Origin of the sequence: Aeromonas oralensis (genome assembly GCF_049665575.1) — a bacterium.
GTDB lineage: Bacteria > Pseudomonadota > Gammaproteobacteria > Enterobacterales > Aeromonadaceae > Aeromonas > Aeromonas hydrophila.
Window position 1 is genome coordinate 2,728,150 of record NZ_CP187186.1, and the last position, 18,981, is coordinate 2,747,130.

The following is an 18,981-nucleotide window of genomic DNA, read 5'->3' on the forward strand; positions in this document are numbered from 1 at the left end:
TGCCATCGTTCGCCGTCACAGCGGCATCACCCGCGTCGTCAACCCGGCGCCGAGGCGCTGCACCCACACCAGGGTGGTGCGTCCCTGGTGGATGGTGAGCGGCAATTGCCGCTGTGCTGCCCCCGTGCCCAGGGTGAGGTTCACCTCGCCCGCAGGCAGCATCCCCTGCCAGCTCGCTGCCTGGGCCGGCAGCGTCAACCAGCTGCGGGTGTCAGCCCGCTCCGAGAGGGTATTGAAGATACCGACCAGAATGTTGCCCACATCGCCCCCCTCCTTGGCCGCGGTGCGCCGCACCTGCTCCTTGGCCACCAGCCGCAGCGCCTGGCGGGTCAGCATGCCGGGCAGCCGCTCCTGCAGATCTTTGGCCGCCAGCGCCTCCAGCCTGACCAGCTCGCTGGTCTGCTCGACGCGCTTGCCCACCGATACCGTGAGCGGCCCGGTGTCGCTGGCCCGATTATCGTAATAGGGGATGGCGACGGTAAAGGTGCGAAAATCGCCGCCGGAGGTGGCGATGGGCAGCGGCAGGAACAGCTCGCGCCGTGCCGGGATCAGGCCATCTTCAAACAGTACCACCAGTTGGCCCTGATCCTTGGCCAAGGGCGGCGCCTTGCGGCCCACCTTTTTCTCGGTTTCGCGGATCTCGTCCGCGGCGCCCCGAAGCACAGCAAGGCGCAGCAAGGCATCCTGCAGGCTGCGGTTGTCCGGCGCTATCTGGTAGCCACGCTGATAGTCGACCCAGGCATCGTTGAGCTCGCCGGCCGCCTCATAGAGCACGCCGGAGAAATAGAAGGTGTAGGCGTTCTGAAAACCGTTCTTGACCCGCCCGATCAGCCGGTCAAGCTCGGGGGCGCCGCGCGACATCAGCTGGCGCATCTCCCCTTCTGCCTCGGCCTCTTCGCTCTTTTGCTTTGCCTTGCGCACCTCGTCGGCCCGCCGTTTGAGGGCCTGCTCCTGCACCTGGTTGGCGCGGCGCACCTCCACCAGGGCGCCCTCGGCATCCCCGCGCTGCAGGTAGTTGAGAGCCAGATAGTGGTGCAACATGGAGCGCTCGTAATCGGGCGCCCGATAGGCCATGGTCTGGTCATTGGTAAGCAGGCTGCCCGCTTGGGCCAGCCCCTGGCTGATCCGGTACTCGGCCTGATTGTCTTCCCACGCCAGCCGGCTGTCGGCGGCGGCAAAGGCCTGCTTGCTGGCGGCATCCTGACTCGCCAGCCAGGCGATGCGGCCCTGCTCGAGCCGGTCCAGCACATAGGTATCGTCCCCCGGCGTGGAGTCGCGCACCTCGGGCAGCGCCTCGGCGGCATGACCCAGCAACAGCTGGTTGCGCAGCGGCACCATCTGATCGGAATAGGAGACGAACATGTCTTGCCAGTGGGAGGCACAGCCCCCCAGCAGGGAACCGGCCAGCAGCAGGCCGGCCAGTGGAAGGCGCGGCATCACAGGCTGAGCAGGGGTCCCAGCGGCTGGCCGCCGACCAGATGCAGGTGGATGTGGTAGACCTCCTGCCCGCCGTGGCGGTTGCAGTTCATGATGAGGCGATAGCCATCCTCCGCAATGCCCGCCTCGCTGGCCAGCTTGCGGGCCACGGTGAACATCCGGCCCAGCGCCAGCTCATGATCCGGCTCCACGTCGTTGACGGTGGGGATCAGCACGTTGGGGATGATCAGGATATGGGTCTTGGCCTTGGGCTGGATGTCGCGAAAGGCGGTCACCAGGTCGTCTTGATAAAGGATGTCGGCGGGGATCTCTTTGCGGATGATTTTGCTGAAAATGGTTTCTTGCGCCATGGATAACTCCTTTATATGAAAAAGAAAATTCAATGCCTGTCTCAAGCGGTTCCAACGCCCGTCATCAAGGCCCGGCAAGTGTGACACAAGCCGACATTTGACACAGCCGTTGTCCCATTCTCTTCAGTTATTGTTAAAAATACCGATAGCCGGAAGACGTCTGCCGACGTTGCTCGCCCACAGTGGTAGCAGGGTATCAAATGGACGGGGTATTCAGGCAAGGGACTTTTGCATATACAGCGGGACAATAATGAAACAAACAATGTCAGACCTCTCCATCTTGCAGAGGGTCTATCTTGGCTTTGCCATCCTGGTGGCCGTGATGGCGGCCACCTCGGTACTCACCTTCCGCAGCCAGAGCGAGCTCAATCAGGCGCTGGATCAGGTCACCCGGCAGACCATGCCGCTGGTGATCGCCAGCAGCCAGACCCAGATTAGCCTGCTCAGCGCCAACAAGTGGCTCACCGACGTGCTGACCGAGCAGGATCTCAAGCAGATCCCGGCCGAAGTGGCCGAGCTGCAGCAGGCCAAGGCGCTGGTCGACCAGACCCTCGCCACCCTCGCCCGGCAGGCGGCGGAACACCCGGAGCTGCAGGGGGAGCTCGGCGCGCTCAACCAGCTGGTCAAGGACTACCTGCAGCTGACCGACACCCTGCCCACCGAACACCAGGCCCTGCTCACCCGGCTCTACAAGGTGAACCAGGCCAAGGGCCAGTTCCAGGTCAGCCTGCCCCAGTTCAAGAAGAACCTGGGGGACATGATGATCACCATCGACGACAGCTTCATCAAGATGCTCTCCGAGACCCTGACCACCAAGCTCTCCGCCATTGAACTCTCCACCATGGATGCCCTCAACCAGAGCATCCCCGCCCCCATCGAGGCGGCACTCAAGCGCAACAAGATGCAGATCGAGGGCTTCAACAGCACCATCAAGGATCTGCAGGGGGAGCTCAAGGATTTTGACAACAACATGGGCCACTACGTGCACGGCTTCGTGCGCGACACCACTGCCAGCGACGGCGTGCTGGCCCAGTACCTGGCGCTGATGCAGCAGCAGGAGCGGATGCGCGAGCAGAGCAAGCAGGCCAGCAAGCTCATCGTCAACATCCAGAGCAAGCTCGAGCAGATCACCGCCCAGAGCCAGCAGCTGATGAACAACAGCATCCGCGCCTCCGGCAAGGTGCAGACCCAGAGCACCCTCACCCAGGGGGTGGCGCTGGTCATCGCCATCACCATCGCCATCCTGGTGGCCTACACCCTCGGCAAGGCCATTCGTCGTCCGCTCAAGGAGCTGCTGCGGGTGCTGACCGAAGTGACCCAGGGCGACATGACCCAGCGCATCGGTTTTCGCAGCAACAACGAGTTCGGCCGGCTCGGCAGCCAGGTCAATCTGCTGATCGAGCAGATGGGCGAGGTGTTGAGCCAGCTCTCCCAAGCGTCGGCCCAGCTCAACAACGCCGCCCACGACAACCGCCACACCACCGAATCGGTGCGGGCGGATCTGGAGAAACAGCGCCAGGAGACCGCCTCGGTCGCCGCCGCCATGACCCAGATGGAGGCCTCGGTGCGCGAGGTGGCCCAGGCCGCCAACCAGACCCTAGAGCGGGTGATGGACGTGGAGAAAGCCTCCGAGACCGGCCGCAAGGTGATGGCCGGCAACATCACCACCACCCACCAGCTGGCGGGCAAGCTGCAGCAGACCGGCAAGGTGATTGGCGACGTGAGTGCCATGAGCGGCCAGATCGGCAACATCCTCGACGTCATTCGCGGCATCGCCGAGCAGACCAACCTGCTGGCCCTCAATGCCGCCATCGAAGCGGCGCGGGCCGGCGAGCAGGGACGCGGGTTTGCGGTGGTGGCCGACGAGGTGCGCAGCCTGGCCGGGCGCACCGCCCAGTCCACCAGCGAAATCCAGACCATGATCGAGAACCTGCAGCAGGGGGTCGCCAAGGCGGTGACCGTGATGCAGGAGTGCTCGCGCGAGATGGACAGCTGCATGGATCAGAGCTCCCACGCCAACAACGCCATGGAGGAGGTGCAGGGCATAGTGGTGCTCATCAGCGACATGTCGAGCCAGATCGCCTCCGCCGCCGAGCAGCAGCAGGCCACCAGCGCCGACATCGCCACCAACCTCAACCGCATCTCCGACATCTCGGATCTCAACTATCAGGGCATAGAGCGGGTGGCCGAAACCAGCCAGCAGCTCGACTCGCTGGCCGAGCAGCAGGAGAGCCTGGTCAAGCGCTTTAGGCTCAGCGCCTGACGCCCACGCCAGCCCCAGCAACGACAAGGCCCCGCATCTGCGGGGCCTTGTTTTGTGCCGGCAAGCGGCGCGGGTCAGGCGTAGGCGATGGCGCCCTTGCCCACCCCTTCATAGGCGACAATCTTGATGAACTTGTCGCCCACGCTCTTCTTCACCTCGCGGGCAATGTAGTGGGCCAGCAGCTCTATGGTGGTGTCGGTGTCGATCATCTCCACCTCCACCGCCGGCATGGCCAGCTGGAACAGCCCTTGCGGTGCCACATACTTGAAGCCGACGTAGTGCTCGCCAGCCTCTTGCAGGATGGCCTTGGCCTGCTCGCTCAACGCGAGATCGCCGAGGGCCACCCGATCCTCGTCGGTCCCCAGATAGATGTCGGCCCAGCGCTCGGCCCAGTTGAGCTCAAGCTCCTGGTCGCGCTCGCCGTCCACGTGGATCTCGATGGGAGAGCGGTGGCCGTGGGCGATGCGCTGGCAGTTGCCGTCGTGCTTCTTGAGACCGTGGCTGTAGTGATAGAAGGCGCCGTCGATGGCCTCCTGGCGCAGGGTCAGCGACAGATCCTTGATGTTGCCCGGCAGCCGCTTGGCCAACACCGCCAGCAGATAGCGGGTAACGGACTCCTTGTCCACCTGAGGGGCCGGAATGAAGGCAAAGCCCTGGCTCGGGCAACGCAGGTGAATGGAGCGACCCGGCCGCAGCAGATCAACGGTGCTCTCGTCACCGTCCAGCTGGGCCACCTGCACCAGGGGGCACTCGGTCGGCACCAGCAGCTTGTGATCCACCTCGTCGTCGATGATCGACTTGATCAGTTTCTTGACCCGGCCGAAGTCCAGCAACATGCTCATCTCGTTGAGCTCGCCGCTCATTTCGATGTCCACCAGCCAGCTCTCCCCCACCATACCACGGCGTTCGCACAGGTAGCTGGAGTCGATCACGGTCAAATCTTTTACAAATAACTTCATCAGTCAGGCCTTGCTACAGAGAAAGGGCGGTTTGCGCTATTATGACCCGCGATTATCGGCAAAGGAACTGGAACCCCCCATGAACAAATTGCTTATCAAGAATGCCACCCTGGTCAACGAAGGCCGCATCTATGCCTCCGACGTGCTGATCGAGGGGGAACGGATCGCCCGCATCGCCCCGGATATCCAGGCCCCCGATGCAGTGGTGATCGATGCCGCGGGCCGTCACCTCATCCCCGGAATGATCGATGATCAGGTCCACTTCCGGGAGCCAGGGCTGACCCACAAGGGGACCATCGCCAGTGAATCCCGGGCCGCCGTGGCCGGTGGCACCACCAGCTTCATGGAAATGCCCAACGTCAATCCCCAGACCACCACCCTCGATGCCCTCGAAGCCAAATACCAGATAGCCGCCAACTCCTCCGCCGCCAACTACAGCTTCTACCTCGGCGCCACCAACGACAACCTGGAAGAGATCAAGAAGCTCGATCCCAAACAGTCCTGCGGCATCAAGATCTTCATGGGTGCCTCCACCGGCAACATGCTGGTGGACAATCAGGAGACCCTGGCCGCCATCTTCCGCGAGAGCCCGGTGATGATCGTCACCCACTGCGAGGACACCCCCACCATCAAGGTGCTGGAAGACGAAGCCCGCGCCAAGTGGGGCGAGGATGTGCCGATGCGCGAGCACGGCCGCATCCGCAGCGCCGATGCCTGCTACAAATCCTCCAGCCTGGCGGTCTCCCTGGCCAAGCAGTACGGCGCCAAGCTGCACGTACTGCACCTGACCACCGCCAAAGAGCTGTCGCTCTTCACCGCCACCCCGGATCTGGAGGATCTCAAGGACAAGAACATCACCGCCGAGGTGTGCGTTCACCATCTGTTCTTCAACGAGGCGGACTACGACACCCTAGGCAGCCAGATCAAGTGCAATCCGGCGGTGAAGAGCGCCGCCGACCAGCACGCCCTGCTGGATGCGGTGCGCAATGACGTGCTCGACATCATCGCCACCGACCACGCCCCCCACACCTGGGAAGAGAAGCAGAACAGCTACTTCAAGGCGCCGTCCGGCGTGCCGCTGGTGCAGCACTCCCTGCTGGCCCTGCTGGAGCTCTACCACAACGGGGTATTCTCGCTGGAAACCATCGTCAAGAAGACCTCCCACGCGGTGGCCGAACGCTTCCAGGTGCAGGATCGCGGCTACATCCGCGAGGGCTACTTCGCCGACCTGGTGCTGCTGGATCTGGGCAAGCCCTACGTGGTCAACGACAGCAACCTGCTCTATCTGTGCGGCTGGTCGCCCTTCAACGGCTACCGTTTCCACAGCACGGTGGAGATGACCCTGGTGAACGGCCACATCGCCTGGCAAAACGGTCAGGTCACCAACGAGGTGCTGGGCAAGCGGCTCACCTTCACCCGCTGATCCCTCTTGTATGTGCTCCGTCACCACAGCACACAGCACCATCACAGGCCGCCCACCCGGGCGGCCTGTTTTTTTGCAGTCGCTCACGGCCCTGCCATGCGTGGTTTTTCGGCGATTGGCGACACTTTAAGCGCAGATTGCTCGCAAAGCAGGCGAACGATCCCGGAGTGGAATTTCCTATGTTGACAGGCAGGGTCCATCTCCATAAACTCAGCCCCCGTCAGCCGAGCTGACTCCGTCGGTGTGTAGCGCAGCCAGGTAGCGCATCTGCATGGGGTGTAGAGGGTCGGAGGTTCGAATCCTCTCACACCGACCAAATTCCCCGAGAAAGGCCTTGTCAGATGACAAGGCCTTTTCTTTTGGCGCGGAGCGCCACCACGCAGCCTGCATTGTGTCACCGATCGGTTTGTGCTGTAGTGATACCCTGTGTTGCCAACCGGTGTTCGAGATGCCCTCTCCCCGCCCCTTTTGCCAGCGTCTGCTGTGGCTCGGCCTCTGTGCTCTCCTGCTGCTCGGCTGTGCCACCCCTTATCACAGCCAGCCGTCATTCTGGAACGGCCGGACCGGTTTCTCCCAGACCCGGCTCGGGCCTGACAAGTGGCAGCTGGAATTTGTCGGCAACGATCTGGTGAGCCGGGAAACCGCTCGCAAGTATGTGCTGAAACGGGCGGGCGAAGTGGCACAAGCCGAAGGTTATCAGTGGCTTGAGGTCAATGAGTTGACCCTGCAACGGGACGCGGTCAGGGTGACGCCAAGTCGTCCCCTGTTCGGGTTCGATGACGACGAGCCAGATCCCTTTCTGGAGCAGCGCACCGTGGAGCACCGCATCTCGGCGTTGCTCATCTTCACCCTCACTCGCAGCGCGAAAAACGACCAAACCATGAAAGCCGATTATCTTGCAAAAATTAAAATAAACAGCGATTAATATAGCGAAGTTGCAAGATATATATCACATACAACTAATGACAAGATAAAATTCTGCCACAAGGCGCTGGATTTACCCCCCCGGATTAGGCATGCTGCCAGCACACCGGCTGTCAGGAATCTACGGCTCGGATCACAAAAACGGACTGAAGCGGCACCCTTGCCGCTTGAAACGCTCTGCACTTATCAAAACTGGGACCCACCCCATGAAAATGAACAAATTGACGGTTGCCATCCTCATCGCGATGCTGGTTGGTATCCTGACTGGCCAGGGCTATCGCATGTTTGCCCCTGACCAGGCCGCCGGCTTTGCCAGCGACATCACCCTGTTGACCGATATCTTCCTGCGTCTGATCAAGATGATCATCGCCCCCCTGGTGTTCACCACCCTGGTGGTCGGCATCGCCAAGATGGGCGATACCCGCACCGTGGGCCGTATCGGCGCCAAGACCCTGGGCTGGTTCATGCTGGCCTCCCTGCTGTCGCTGACCCTGGGTCTGGTGATGGTCACCCTGATGCAACCGGGCGTGGGGCTCTCCCTCTCCCTGCCTGACGACACCGCCAGCTCCGGCGTGGTTGCCAGCGCCATCTCCCTCAAGGATTTCGTCACCCACGCCATTCCCAAAAGCGTGATCGAGGCGATGGCCACCAACGAGATCCTGCAGATCGTGGTGTTCTCCCTGTTCTTCGGGCTGGCTGCTGCCGCGCTGGGTGATGCCGCCAAACCGGTGGTGATGCTGATGGCCAGCGCCGCCGAGATCATGCTCAAAGTGACCGGCTACGTGATGAACTTCGCCCCGTTCGCGGTGTTTGGCGCCATTGCCGCCATGGTCGCCAAGGAGGGGCTCGGCATCCTCGCCACCTATGGCACCTTCATGGCGCAGTTCTACCTGGCACTGGGTTGCCTCTGGCTGCTGCTGATCGCCATGGGCTGCCTGTTTATCCGCCGCCGCATCGTGACCCTGCTGGCAATGATCCGCGAACCGATCCTGCTGGCCTTCTCCACCGCCAGCTCCGAAGCTGCCTACCCGAAAACCCTGGATCGTCTGGAGAAGTTCGGTTGTGACAAACGCATCGCCAGCTTCGTGCTGCCGATGGGCTACTCCTTCAACCTGGATGGCTCCATGATGTACTGCACCTTCGCGGTGATGTTCATCGCCCAGGCCTACGGCATCGAGCTCTCCATGGCCCAGCAGATCACCATGCTGCTGCTGCTGATGGTCACCTCCAAGGGGATGGCAGGCGTACCGCGCGCCTCTCTGGTGGTGATTGCCGCCACCCTCAACCAGTTCCACATTCCGGAAGCGGGCATCCTGCTGCTGCTCGGCATCGACCACTTCCTCGACATGGGTCGCTCCGCCACCAACGTGCTGGGTAACGCCATCGCCGCCAGCGTGGTCGCCAAGAGCGAAGACAGCCTGGGTGAAACCGAACCTCTGGGTGACGTGGACACCGCCAAGGCGTGATCCCCGCATCACCGCCATCAAAACGGCCCGCAGACGCGGGCCGTTTTTTTATGCTTCTTTATGGCGACACGGCAAGGCTCAGCACCAACGCCTCACCCGCCGGCAATAGTCGGCATAGGCATCGCCAAAGCGGGCCTGCAGCGCTCGCTCTTCTGGCACTATCTGCCAGCGGTTGAGCCAGCCCCACAGCAGCAGCGGACCGAGCCACACCAGCAGCCCGCCCAGATAACAGGCCAGCGCCATCGTCCAGCAGAGCAGCCCCAAGTACATGGGATTGCGGCTGAGGCGATAGAGCCCGCCCGTTACCAGCGCCCTGGCCTGCTCGGGGTACAGCGGTGTCACCGTGGTGCCCTGGCGGCGAAAGCGCAGCACGCCCCCCAAGCCAAACACAGTGCCCAGCACCGCCAACAACAGAGCGGCCAGCCGCCAGCCGGCGCCACTGCCGCTCTCGGCAGCGTCCCCCCATCCCAGCATGGCCACCACGATCAGGCCAAACAGCAGCAGCGGTGGCACCCGACACTCAAGACTCATCATCTATTGACTCCTGGCAGGTGCCACGATCGGCACCTTGCGTTACACTTCCCGACGGGAATAGCGCCCTGGAAAATTGACAAAGTTCATAACAATAACAATGCCTTGGCTACACTTTATCCCACCTGCGTGAAAACGGCCGCCTGGCGGCCGTCATGCACCTCAACCCAAACAATAAAAAAGGAACCACCCCATGCACAAGAAGACACTGCTGGCCACCCTGATCCTGGGCCTGCTGGCCGGTCAGGCCGTCGCGGCCCCTTACCTGCCGCTGGCCAGCGATCATCGCAACGGCGAAGTGCAGACCGCCAGCAATGCCTGGCTGGAAGTCGATCTCGGCGCCTTCGAGCACAACATCCAGACCCTCAAGGATCGCCTCGGTGACAAAGGGCCGAAGATCTGCGCCATCATGAAGGCCGACGCCTACGGCCACGGCATCGACCTGCTGGTGCCCTCTGTGGTCAAGGCCGGTATCCCCTGCATCGGCATCGCCAGCAACGAAGAGGCCCGCGTGGCCCGCGAGAAGGGCTTCACCGGCCGCCTAATGCGGGTGCGTGCCGCCACCCCGGCCGAAGTGGAGCAGGCCCTGCCCTACAAGATGGAAGAACTCATCGGCAGCCTGGTGAGTGCCCAGGGCATCGCCGACATCGCCCAGCGCCACCACACCAATATCCCGGTGCACATCGCGCTCAACTCCGCCGGCATGAGCCGCAACGGCATCGATCTGCGTCTGGCTGACTCCAAGGAAGACGCGCTGGCCATGCTCAAGCTCAAGGGGATCACCCCGGTCGGCATCATGACCCACTTCCCGGTGGAGGAGAAAGAGGACGTCAAGATGGGGCTGGCCCAGTTCAAGCTGGACTCCCAGTGGCTGCTGGAAGCGGGCAAGCTGGATCGCAGCAAGATCACCATCCACGCCGCCAACTCCTTCGCCACCCTGGAAGTGCCGGACGCCTACTTCGACATGGTGCGCCCGGGCGGCCTGCTGTACGGTGACTCCATCCCCTCCTACACCGAGTACAAGCGGGTAATGGCGTTCAAGACCCAGGTTGCCTCCGTCAACCACTACCCGGCCGGCAACACCGTCGGTTATGACCGCACCTTCACCCTCAAGCGCGACTCCTGGCTCGCCAACCTGCCGCTGGGCTACTCCGACGGCTATCGCCGGGCGCTGAGCAACAAGGCCTATGTGCTGATCCAGGGCCAGAAGGTGCCGGTGGTGGGCAAGACCTCCATGAACACCATCATGGTGGACGTGACTGACCTCAAAGGGGTCAGACCCGGTGACGAGGTGGTGCTGTTTGGCCGTCAGGGAAGTGCCGAGGTGAAACAGGCTGATCTCGAGGAGTACAACGGCGCCCTGCTGGCGGACATGTACACCATCTGGGGCTACACCAACCCCAAGAAGATCAAGCGCTAAGCCAGTCTTTGCCATAAAAAAGGGCTCCCGCGGGAGCCCTTTTGCTTGTTTGCCAATTATGCCGTTTTCTTGCGGGTCACCCAGAGGCTCAACCCCATGGAGGCCAGCAGGATCAGCGCAACCACGCCGAGCGCAATCCCGGTGGGGATCTTGAAGATATCCAGCAGCAGCATCTTGACCCCGATAAACATCAGGATCAGCGCCAGGCCGTACTTGAGCAGAGCAAAACGCTCGGCCACGCCGGCCAGCAGGAAGTACATGGCACGCAGACCCATGATGGCGAAGATGTTGGAGGTCAACACGATGAAGGGATCCGTGGTCACCGCGAAGATGGCCGGGATGCTGTCCACCGCGAAGATGAGATCGCTCACCTCCACCAGCACCAGAATGAGCAGCAGCGGCGTGGCGTAACGCACGCCCTCGCGCCAGACGAAGAAGTTCTCCCCCTCCAGCGTCTCGGTCACCTTGAAGCGACGGCGCATCCAGCCCAGCAGCGGGTTGTTGGCCAGATCAGGCTCCTTGTCGGCCGCCCACAGCATCTTGACCCCGGTCAGCAGCAGGAAGGCGCCGAACAGGTAGAGGATCCAGTGGAACTGCTCGATGAGCCAGCTACCCGCAAACACCATGCCGGCCCGCATCACGATGGCACCCAGTACCCCGTACAGCAGCACCCGGCGCTGCAGCTCGGCCGGAATGGCAAAGTAGCCGAACAGCATCAACCAGACGAAGACGTTGTCCACCGCCAGCGCCTTCTCGATGAGGTAGCCGGTGAGGAACTCCAGCCCCTTCTGGTTGGCAATTTCACGGCCTGCGCTGTGATCCAGCCAGAACCAGATGGCCAGGTTGAACAAGAGCGCCACGCTGATCCAGATGAGGGACCAGATCCCTGCCTCTTTGAGCGACACCTTGTGCGCCTTGCCGCCGCCGACAAAGCGGATATCAATCCATAACAGGACCAGCACTATGCTGAAGAAACCGGCCCACATCCACCATTCACCCATGTTCACTTCTCCCAAAAACGACAAAACCCACGACCGAGAGGCGTGGGTTTGCGTTTGGAGCAGATACACCTTGCCTCTCGGCAAGGTCTCACTTACAGCTGATTTGCATCAACTGCCCGGCTGCCGGGTGCACTGCAGGATATGGGTGCACCGTAATGACGACAAACCGGCGAGAAGTTACTCCCCTTGTTGCGCGGATAGTAACAGCGGAAAAAGATCACGCCAAGAGGCATCTTCATGCCGGCTGCAAAAAACAGGGCGCCACCCGGGCGCCCTGTCTTGCCTGCTCATCCTCAGAGCGGATCCGCCTTGAGACAGGAGACCGCATGGTCGAAGTTGCCCTCGAGCTGGGGCCGGGTCTTGGCACACTCAGGGCCGGCCACCGGGCAGCGGGTGCGGAACACGCAGCCTGACGGCGGGTTCATCGGCGATGGCAAATCCCCCTCCAGGATCTGGATGGTCTTGCTGCGCTCCAGATCCGGATCCGGAATAGGCACCGCCGACATCAGCGCCTTGGTATAGGGGTGCAGGGGGTTGGCGAAGATCTCCTTGCGGGTCCCCAGCTCCACCGCATTGCCCAGATACATCACCAGCACCCGATCCGAGATGTGCTTGACCACCGACAGGTCGTGGGCGATGAAGATGAGCGACAGCCCCATCTCCTTCTGGATAGCCTTGAGCAGGTTGACCACCTGGGCCTGGATGGAGACGTCCAGCGCCGACACCGGCTCGTCACAGATGATCATCTTGGGCTCGAGGATCAGCGCCCGGGCGATGCCGATCCGTTGGCACTGACCACCGGAGAACTCATGGGGATAGCGGTTGACCAGGTTGGGCAAGAGCCCCACCTTGCTCATCATGGCCCGCACCTTCTCCTTCACCTGATCTCGGGAGAGGTCGGGATAGAAGGTGATGAGCGGCTCGGCGATGATGTCGCCGATGGTCATGCGCGGGTTGAGGGAGGCCAGCGGATCCTGGAAGATCATCTGGATCTCTTTGCGCTTCTCGCGCAGCGCCTTCTGGTCGAGCTTGGTCAGATCGTTGCCCAGCCACACCACCTTGCCATCGGTGGCCGGCACCAGGCCGATCAGTGCCCGGGCAAAGGTGGATTTGCCGCAACCCGACTCCCCCACCACGCCGAGGGTCTCCCCTTCGTACAGACGCAGGGTCACCCCGTCCACCGCCTTCAGGGCGGAGGGTTTGGCCCAGGGCCAGGCCTTGTCACTCTTGATGCTGAAGTGGACCTTGAGGTCGGACACTTCCAGCAGCAGTTTCTTGTCAGTCCCCATTTAGTTCACTCCCTTGATCATGGCATTCGATACCCAATGGCAGGCCCGCTCCCGGCCGTCGTTGAACGGCGTCAGGAGCTTGGAGGATTGCTGGCCGCATATAACAGCATTCATACGCTCACCTCCTTGGCATTGATGGCATCAGACACCCAATGGCAGGCCCGCTCCCGGCCGTCGTTGAACGGCGTCAGAACTGGCGACTGCTTGCCGCAAATCTCGCTCACCCGGTGGCAGCGCTCCTGGAAGGGACAGCCGGTGGGCAGACGCAGCAGGTTGGGCGGATTGCCCGGGATGGTGGGCAGCTCTTCCCCTTCGGTGTCGAGGCGGGGAATGGCGCGCAACAGGCCCTCGGTATAGGGGTGGCTCGGGCGATAGAAGATATCGTTGACCTTGCCATACTCCATGGTACGACCGGCATACATCACCAGCACCTTGTCGCAGATGCCCGCCACCACGCCCAAGTCGTGGGTGATCATGATGATGGCGGTGTTGAACTCGCGCTTGAGCTCGTTCATCAGGGTCATGATCTGGGCCTGCACGGTCACGTCCAGCGCGGTGGTCGGCTCGTCGGCGATGAGCAGTTGCGGCCGGCACAACAGCGCCATGGCGATCATTACCCGCTGGCGCATGCCACCGGAGAACTCGTGGGGATACATCCCCATCCGCTTGCGCGCTTCCGGGATCTTGACCGCATCCAGCATGCGCACCGACTCCTCGAACGCTTCAGCCTTGCTGACGCCCTTGTGCAGCATCAGCACTTCCATCAGCTGATCCTTCACCTTCATGTAGGGGTTGAGCGAGGTCATGGGGTCCTGGAAGATCATGGCGATCTTCTCGGAGCGGATCTTGTTGAGCTTGTGCTCCGGCAGGTTCAGGATCTCGTCGCCCTGAAATTTGGCCGAACCGGTGATGACACCGTTCTTGGCCAGCAGCCCCATGATGGCGAACGCGGTCTGGGATTTGCCCGAACCGGACTCGCCGACGATCCCCAGAGTCTCGCCCGCAGCGAGGGAGAAGTTGAGGTCGTTGACCGCCACCACATTGCCGTCCGGGGTCTTGAACTCGACCCGCAGATCTTTTACATCCAGTAATTTCATAAAAAACTCCTTATCGATCTTTCGTGACGTTTTCCTGTCGATCCGATGCGCTATCCGCCCGATTGAGCCGCACTCTGCGGCCCTTCGACGCGTTGTTTCAGCGCTCCTTCGCCGTTCTATCAGCGATCTTTCGCCGCTTTCTCAGCGATCCTTCGGATCGAGGGCGTCACGCAGACCATCCCCGAGGAAGTTGAAGCAAAACAGGGTCACCACCATGAAACCGGCGGGGAACAGGAGTTGCCAGATGGCCACTTCCATCGACTTGGAGCCTTCATCCAGCAGAGCACCCCAGCTGGTCATGGGCTCTTGTACGCCCAGCCCCAGGAAGCTCAGGAAGGATTCGAACATGATCATGCCCGGCACCAGCAGGGTGGCGTAGACCGCCACAATACCCAGCACGTTCGGCACGATGTGACGGGTGATGATCTTCCACTTGGAGACGCCGCAGACGTGAGCCGCCTCGATGAACTCCTTGCTCTTGAGGCTCAGGGTCTGGCCTCGCACGATCCGCGCCATGTCGAGCCAGCTCACCGCGCCGATGGCGATGAAGATGAGCGCCAGGTTGCGGCCGAAGAAGGTCACCAGCATGATCACGAAGAACATGAAGGGGAAGGCGTTGAGGATCTCAAGCACCCGCATCATCAGGCTGTCGACCCGACCGCCGATAAAGCCGGAGGCCGCGCCGTAGAGGGTGCCGATGATGACAGCCACCATGGCACCCATGATGCCGACCATCAGCGAGATACGCCCGCCGAGCAGGGTGCGCACGAACAGATCGCGCCCCAGGCTGTCGGTGCCGAACCAGTGGCCGGTTTCCATGTCCGGAGCCGCCTGCATGGCGCCCCAGTCAGGATCGTCGAAGGTGTATTGGGACAGATGCGGCCCCACGATCACCGCCAGACCTATGATGGTCAGGATGATGAGGCTGGTAAGCGCGGCCTTGTTGCGCAGGAAACGGCGACGGGCATCCTTCCACAGGGAGCGTCCTTCCACCACTTCCACTTGCTGGGCGAACGCCTCGACGGCTTCGCGTTTTTCAGTTGTGACAACCATGATGTACTCCCGACTTAGTAACGGATCTTGGGATCGATAAAGGCATAGAGAATATCGACCACGGCGTTAAAGGTGATGGTGAGGGCGCCGACCAGAATGGTCAGACCGAGCACCATGGAGTAATCACGGTTGAGGGCACCGTTGACGAACAGCTGGCCAATCCCCGGCAGGCCGAAGATGGTCTCGATCACCACGGAACCCGTGATGATGCCCACGAATGCCGGTCCCAGATAGGAGACCACCGGCAGCATGGCCGGACGCAGCGCGTGTTTGAGGATGATGTGGCGCAGCGGCAAACCCTTGGCGCGGGCGGTACGGATGAAGTTGGAGTTCATGGTCTCGATCATGCTGCCCCGCATGATCCGCGAGATGGCGGAGATGTAGTACATCATCATGCCGAACACCGGCAGCACCATGAATTGCACCCCACCACCCTGCCAGCCACCGGCCGGGAACCAGCCGAGATGAATACTGAACAGCAACACCAGCAAGGGAGCCAGCACAAAGCCCGGGATCACCACCCCGGCCATGGCCGACGACATCAACAGGTAGTCGATGACGGTATTCTGTTTCAAGGCGGCAATGGTGCCGAAGGTGACCCCCAGCGTCACCGCGAACAGAAATGCGAAGGAGCCAATCTTGGCCGATACCGGCAGCGCCTGGCTCACCAGATCGTTGACGGTAAAGTCCTTGTATTTGAAGGAGGGACCGAGGTCGCCCTGAACCAGATTGCCCAAATAGGTGAGGTATTGCACGCCGATGGGCTTGTCGAGGCCATATTTGGCTTCGATGTTGGCCAGAACTTCCGGCGGCAGGGAGCGTTCGCTGGTGAAGGGGTTGCCCGGCGCGAAACGCATCATGAAGAAGGAGACGGTGATCAAGACCAGCAGAGTCGGGATCGCTTCCAGTAGACGTTTAAAAATGAATTTCAACATAGACAATTCCTGTCCTGTACTGCTTCCAAAGGGTCGCGGTTGTAATAAAGGCCCGCCATCCGGCGGGCCTGCTTTGTTATGCGACGTGTTACTTTACTCAGTGAGCAATGATGTACATGTCTTTGCTGTAGAGGTTGTCCAGCGGGTTGGCCGGGTAGCCGCCCACGTAGGACTTGACCATGCGGGAGGTCACGTACTGATAGATGGGAGCGATCGGCATGTCCTTGGCCAGGATCTCTTCAGCCTGCACATAGAGCTTGTTGCGGGCATCGGCATCCACCTGATTGCGGGACTCGTTCATCAGCTTGTCAAACGCCGGGTTGGAGTATTTGCCGTCGTTGTTGCCGTGGGTGGTCTGCATCAGATCCAGCATGGAAGAGGCTTCGTTGTAGTCGGCGATCCAGCCGGCACGACCCACATCAAACTGACCCTGCTTCTTGGTTTCCAGGTAGGTTTTCCATTCCTGGTTGACCAGGCTCACCTGCACGCCCAGCTTCTTCCACATGGAGGCTACGGCAACCGCCACCTTCTTGTGGTTGTCGTCGGTGTTGTAGAGCAGCTCGAACTTGAGCGGTTTGCCCGGGCCGAAACCGGCTTCGGTCAGCAGCTCTTTCGCCTTGGCATCGCGCTCTGCCTGGGTCAGCTTGGACCAGGCCGGCGCCACCGGCTTGAAGCCGTCCACAAAATCAGGCACCAGGGTGTAGCCCGGAGTTTCGCCCTTGCCCATCACCTTGTCGGCGATCACGTTGCGGTCGATGGCATAAGAGAGGGCGGTACGCACCCGCACATCGTCAAACGGCTTGTGCTTGAAGTTGTACTGGTAGTAGTAGGTACCGACATAGCCGCTCACCTTCACCTCGTTTGGCAGCTCCTTCTTCATCTGCTTGAAGCGCTCGATGGGCATGTTGTAGGTGAGATCCACTTCGCCAGCCAGATAGCGGTTCAGTTCGGCGTTGGTGGACTGGATCGGCAGATAGGTCACCTTGTTGATGACGGTCTTGGCGTTGTTCCAGTAGTTCGGGTTGCGCTCGACGTCAACGCGCTCGTTGACCACCCAATCCTTCAGCACATAGGCACCGTTGGATACCATGTTGCCGGGCTGGGTCCACTTGTCACCGAACTTCTCGATCACCTTCTTCGGCACCGGGTAGGTGGTGGTGTGGGAGAGCATGCTGACGAAGTAAGGCACCGCCTTCTCCAGCTGCACCTCGAAGGTGTAGTCGTCCACTGCCTTCACACCCAGGGTGTCGGCCGCTTTCTTGCCGGCGATGATCTCGCTGGCATTGACGATGGTCGGGATCTCCAGATACCAGGAGTAGGGAGACGCCGTCTTGGGATCCACGGCCCGCTTGAAGGCAAACTCGAAATCGTGGGCTGTCACGGGATCCCCGTTGGACCACTTGGCATCTTTGCGCAGGTGGAACACGAAGTGTTTGTTGTCCTTGGTTTCCCAGGACTCGGCCATGGCGGGAAGAATTTCCCCTTTGGGGCCGGAGGCAACGAGACCTTCGAACAGGTCACGCAGAATATTGGATTCAACCGTTCCTTCGGTTTTGTGCGGGTCGAGAGTGGCAGGCTCGGAGCCATTGCCTTTTACCAGCTGCTGAACGTCAGCCAGTTTGGTACCTGCGGGAACATCGGCGGCTTGTGCCGCGTTGACACCGCCGAACAGTGCTGCCACCAAGAGGGTATTAATCATTGTTTTTTTATGAGTCATTTCCATACTCCACAAGAACATTCCATGCAATTTTCCATCGACGAGATAAGTACCCCGCTGCCAGCATAATTCCCTGACATTTCTGATAATGCAATAGATATCGTCAGGCAGGACTGGACTTCATGGTCAAAAAAGCAGCTTTTAACCAATTATTCAGAATTTAAATATCCCGTAATGGACGTTTTTTATACAAACCCGCTCGATTCTAGGAAATGACCAACAAAAAAGAAACAATAAAAAGCCGGTCACAAGGACCGGCTCCAACAAAACAGACCTGAATCACATCAATCCAGGGAAGACCCCCTTGATCCCCGCCACCATGATCTCGATGCCAAGCGACATCATGATGAGACCCATGATCCGGGTGACCACGTTAATGCCAGTGTTGCCCATCACCTTGAACAGCAGGGGGGCGGCGCGGAAGATGAGCCAGGAGCAGAAGGCAAACACCATCACCACCACCGACATCCCCAGCATCTGGGACCAGGTGCTCTGGCTGGCATAGACAATAGAGGAAGAGATGGCGCCGGGACCGGCCATCAGCGGCAGCGCCAGCGGCACCACAGCGACAGATTCCCGCGCGGCGAGCTCCCCTTTCTCCTGCTTGTTGTGCTTCACCTCCCCCAGCTTGCCCTGCAGCATGGACCAGGCGATCAGGGTGATGAGCGAGCCGCCGGCAATGCGGAACGACGCCAGCGAGATGCCGAAACCATCGAGGATCAGCTGCCCCATGTACATGGAGACCAGCAGGATGATCATCACCGCAATGTTGGCGGTGGTGTTGGTCTTCATCCGCTCTTCCGGCGTTTGGTGGCTGGTCAGGCTGACAAACACCGGCAACAGGCCGAGCGGGTTGATGATCGCAAACAAACCGATGAAAAACTTCAGATATAAAGAGACGTCAATTGCTGCCATAGGCGCCATCCAGAAGTAGAACGAGGCCCTGCGGGCCACCCCGATAAACCGTGCGTAAATTTACACCATGGCCGAAACCTTCACCAATCAAATAATCTCACCCTTTCCGTGGCTTTTCAGTTAGTTCCTCTAATGTCACGACGAAATTCAACATATCGAGTTGTTAATAAAGATTGTCGCCATTTAACACTCTGATAAAAT

Annotated in this window: 17 protein-coding genes and 1 tRNA gene; 6 read left to right on the forward strand and 12 right to left on the reverse strand. The window is 60.7% G+C overall.

Features of this window, described 5'->3' with window-relative positions; all coding sequences use genetic code 11:
* Positions 1–15: 15 nt before the first annotated feature.
* Entirely contained in the window at positions 16–1,437 is a 1,422-nt protein-coding gene (locus tag ACPDZI_RS12690; protein ID WP_438833239.1) for a COG3014 family protein, read from the reverse strand.
* A complete protein-coding gene (gene hinT / locus ACPDZI_RS12695; RefSeq protein ID WP_010633658.1) occupies positions 1,437–1,787 on the reverse strand; it encodes a purine nucleoside phosphoramidase in 351 nt (116 codons plus the stop codon). Before hinT ends, ACPDZI_RS12690 begins: the two co-directional genes overlap by 1 nt.
* Positions 1,788–2,049: 262 nt before the next feature.
* Here hinT and ACPDZI_RS12700 point away from each other — a divergent pair, with 262 nt between their 5' ends.
* Positions 2,050–4,050: a methyl-accepting chemotaxis protein gene (locus tag ACPDZI_RS12700; protein ID WP_227656830.1), complete on the forward strand. Its 2,001-nt coding sequence runs from the start codon at positions 2,050–2,052 to the stop codon at positions 4,048–4,050.
* 74 nt (positions 4,051–4,124) lie between these two features.
* Here ACPDZI_RS12700 and ACPDZI_RS12705 read toward each other — a convergent pair whose 3' ends face one another.
* Complete coding sequence (locus ACPDZI_RS12705) at positions 4,125–5,009, reverse strand: 6-carboxytetrahydropterin synthase (RefSeq protein ID WP_168967224.1); 885 nt, start codon at positions 5,007–5,009, stop codon at positions 4,125–4,127.
* A 79-nt stretch (positions 5,010–5,088) separates the two neighbouring features.
* Between ACPDZI_RS12705 and ACPDZI_RS12710 the strand changes: the two genes are divergently transcribed.
* The 4 genes from ACPDZI_RS12710 to ACPDZI_RS12725 all read left to right on the forward strand — a co-directional run bounded on the left by ACPDZI_RS12710 (position 5,089) and on the right by ACPDZI_RS12725 (position 8,822).
* Positions 5,089–6,432, forward strand: coding sequence for a dihydroorotase (locus ACPDZI_RS12710; protein WP_438833240.1), 1,344 nt, complete (start codon positions 5,089–5,091; stop codon positions 6,430–6,432).
* A gap of 239 nt (positions 6,433–6,671) precedes the next feature.
* Positions 6,672–6,748, forward strand: a tRNA-Pro gene (locus tag ACPDZI_RS12715).
* 123 nt (positions 6,749–6,871) lie between these two features.
* Positions 6,872–7,357 carry a CC0125/CC1285 family lipoprotein gene (locus ACPDZI_RS12720; RefSeq protein WP_438834577.1) on the forward strand — a complete coding sequence of 162 codons (486 nt, stop codon included), beginning with the start codon at positions 6,872–6,874 and terminating at the stop codon, positions 7,355–7,357.
* Between the two features lie 205 nt (positions 7,358–7,562).
* The gene (locus ACPDZI_RS12725; protein WP_438833241.1) at positions 7,563–8,822 is read left to right on the forward strand and encodes a dicarboxylate/amino acid:cation symporter; all 1,260 of its coding nucleotides are present in this window, start codon (positions 7,563–7,565) and stop codon (positions 8,820–8,822) included.
* A gap of 78 nt (positions 8,823–8,900) precedes the next feature.
* Here ACPDZI_RS12725 and ACPDZI_RS12730 read toward each other — a convergent pair whose 3' ends face one another.
* Positions 8,901–9,356, reverse strand: a complete 456-nt coding sequence (locus ACPDZI_RS12730; protein ID WP_438833242.1) for a methyltransferase family protein — start codon at positions 9,354–9,356, stop codon at positions 8,901–8,903.
* 190 nt (positions 9,357–9,546) lie between these two features.
* Here ACPDZI_RS12730 and alr point away from each other — a divergent pair, with 190 nt between their 5' ends.
* The gene (gene alr / locus ACPDZI_RS12735; RefSeq protein WP_146061280.1) at positions 9,547–10,773 is read left to right on the forward strand and encodes an alanine racemase; all 1,227 of its coding nucleotides are present in this window, start codon (positions 9,547–9,549) and stop codon (positions 10,771–10,773) included.
* Between the two features lie 56 nt (positions 10,774–10,829).
* Here the strand turns inward: alr and ACPDZI_RS12740 are convergent, their stop codons facing one another.
* From ACPDZI_RS12740 to ACPDZI_RS12775, 8 genes are all read right to left on the reverse strand, one after another.
* Positions 10,830–11,774: a TerC family protein gene (locus tag ACPDZI_RS12740; RefSeq protein WP_438833243.1), complete on the reverse strand. Its 945-nt coding sequence runs from the start codon at positions 11,772–11,774 to the stop codon at positions 10,830–10,832.
* A gap of 293 nt (positions 11,775–12,067) precedes the next feature.
* Positions 12,068–13,063, reverse strand: a complete 996-nt coding sequence (gene oppF / locus ACPDZI_RS12745; RefSeq protein ID WP_011706426.1) for a murein tripeptide/oligopeptide ABC transporter ATP binding protein OppF — start codon at positions 13,061–13,063, stop codon at positions 12,068–12,070.
* Entirely contained in the window at positions 13,064–13,177 is a 114-nt protein-coding gene (locus ACPDZI_RS12750; RefSeq protein ID WP_438833244.1) for an oligopeptide transporter ATP-binding component, read from the reverse strand.
* On the reverse strand, positions 13,174–14,160 hold the full coding sequence (locus tag ACPDZI_RS12755; RefSeq protein WP_168967217.1) for an ABC transporter ATP-binding protein: 987 nt from the start codon (positions 14,158–14,160) through the stop codon (positions 13,174–13,176). The genes ACPDZI_RS12750 and ACPDZI_RS12755 overlap by 4 nt, the downstream gene beginning before the upstream one ends.
* A gap of 141 nt (positions 14,161–14,301) precedes the next feature.
* The gene (oppC, locus tag ACPDZI_RS12760; RefSeq protein WP_011706428.1) at positions 14,302–15,213 is read right to left on the reverse strand and encodes an oligopeptide ABC transporter permease OppC; all 912 of its coding nucleotides are present in this window, start codon (positions 15,211–15,213) and stop codon (positions 14,302–14,304) included.
* 14 nt (positions 15,214–15,227) lie between these two features.
* A complete protein-coding gene (gene oppB / locus ACPDZI_RS12765; RefSeq protein WP_011706429.1) occupies positions 15,228–16,148 on the reverse strand; it encodes an oligopeptide ABC transporter permease OppB in 921 nt (306 codons plus the stop codon).
* Between the two features lie 97 nt (positions 16,149–16,245).
* A complete protein-coding gene (locus ACPDZI_RS12770; RefSeq protein ID WP_076360985.1) occupies positions 16,246–17,865 on the reverse strand; it encodes an ABC transporter substrate-binding protein in 1,620 nt (539 codons plus the stop codon).
* A 279-nt stretch (positions 17,866–18,144) separates the two neighbouring features.
* A complete protein-coding gene (locus tag ACPDZI_RS12775) occupies positions 18,145–18,780 on the reverse strand; it encodes a YchE family NAAT transporter (protein ID WP_016351085.1) in 636 nt (211 codons plus the stop codon).
* Positions 18,781–18,981 lie beyond the last annotated feature (201 nt).

Coding starts and splice junctions, on each gene's coding strand:
- ACPDZI_RS12690 (WP_438833239.1), bottom strand. CDS start 1,437: ATGCCGCGCCTTCCACTGGCCGGCCTGCTGCTGGCCGGTTCCCTGCTG.
- hinT (WP_010633658.1), bottom strand. CDS start 1,787: ATGGCGCAAGAAACCATTTTCAGCAAAATCATCCGCAAAGAGATCCCC.
- ACPDZI_RS12700 (WP_227656830.1), top strand. CDS start 2,050: ATGTCAGACCTCTCCATCTTGCAGAGGGTCTATCTTGGCTTTGCCATC.
- ACPDZI_RS12705 (WP_168967224.1), bottom strand. CDS start 5,009: ATGAAGTTATTTGTAAAAGATTTGACCGTGATCGACTCCAGCTACCTG.
- ACPDZI_RS12710 (WP_438833240.1), top strand. CDS start 5,089: ATGAACAAATTGCTTATCAAGAATGCCACCCTGGTCAACGAAGGCCGC.
- ACPDZI_RS12725 (WP_438833241.1), top strand. CDS start 7,563: ATGAAAATGAACAAATTGACGGTTGCCATCCTCATCGCGATGCTGGTT.
- ACPDZI_RS12730 (WP_438833242.1), bottom strand. CDS start 9,356: ATGATGAGTCTTGAGTGTCGGGTGCCACCGCTGCTGCTGTTTGGCCTG.
- alr (WP_146061280.1), top strand. CDS start 9,547: ATGCACAAGAAGACACTGCTGGCCACCCTGATCCTGGGCCTGCTGGCC.
- ACPDZI_RS12740 (WP_438833243.1), bottom strand. CDS start 11,774: ATGGGTGAATGGTGGATGTGGGCCGGTTTCTTCAGCATAGTGCTGGTC.
- oppF (WP_011706426.1), bottom strand. CDS start 13,063: ATGGGGACTGACAAGAAACTGCTGCTGGAAGTGTCCGACCTCAAGGTC.
- ACPDZI_RS12750 (WP_438833244.1), bottom strand. CDS start 13,177: ATGAATGCTGTTATATGCGGCCAGCAATCCTCCAAGCTCCTGACGCCG.
- ACPDZI_RS12755 (WP_168967217.1), bottom strand. CDS start 14,160: ATGAAATTACTGGATGTAAAAGATCTGCGGGTCGAGTTCAAGACCCCG.
- oppC (WP_011706428.1), bottom strand. CDS start 15,213: ATGGTTGTCACAACTGAAAAACGCGAAGCCGTCGAGGCGTTCGCCCAG.
- oppB (WP_011706429.1), bottom strand. CDS start 16,148: ATGTTGAAATTCATTTTTAAACGTCTACTGGAAGCGATCCCGACTCTG.
- ACPDZI_RS12770 (WP_076360985.1), bottom strand. CDS start 17,865: ATGACTCATAAAAAAACAATGATTAATACCCTCTTGGTGGCAGCACTG.
- ACPDZI_RS12775 (WP_016351085.1), bottom strand. CDS start 18,780: ATGGCAGCAATTGACGTCTCTTTATATCTGAAGTTTTTCATCGGTTTG.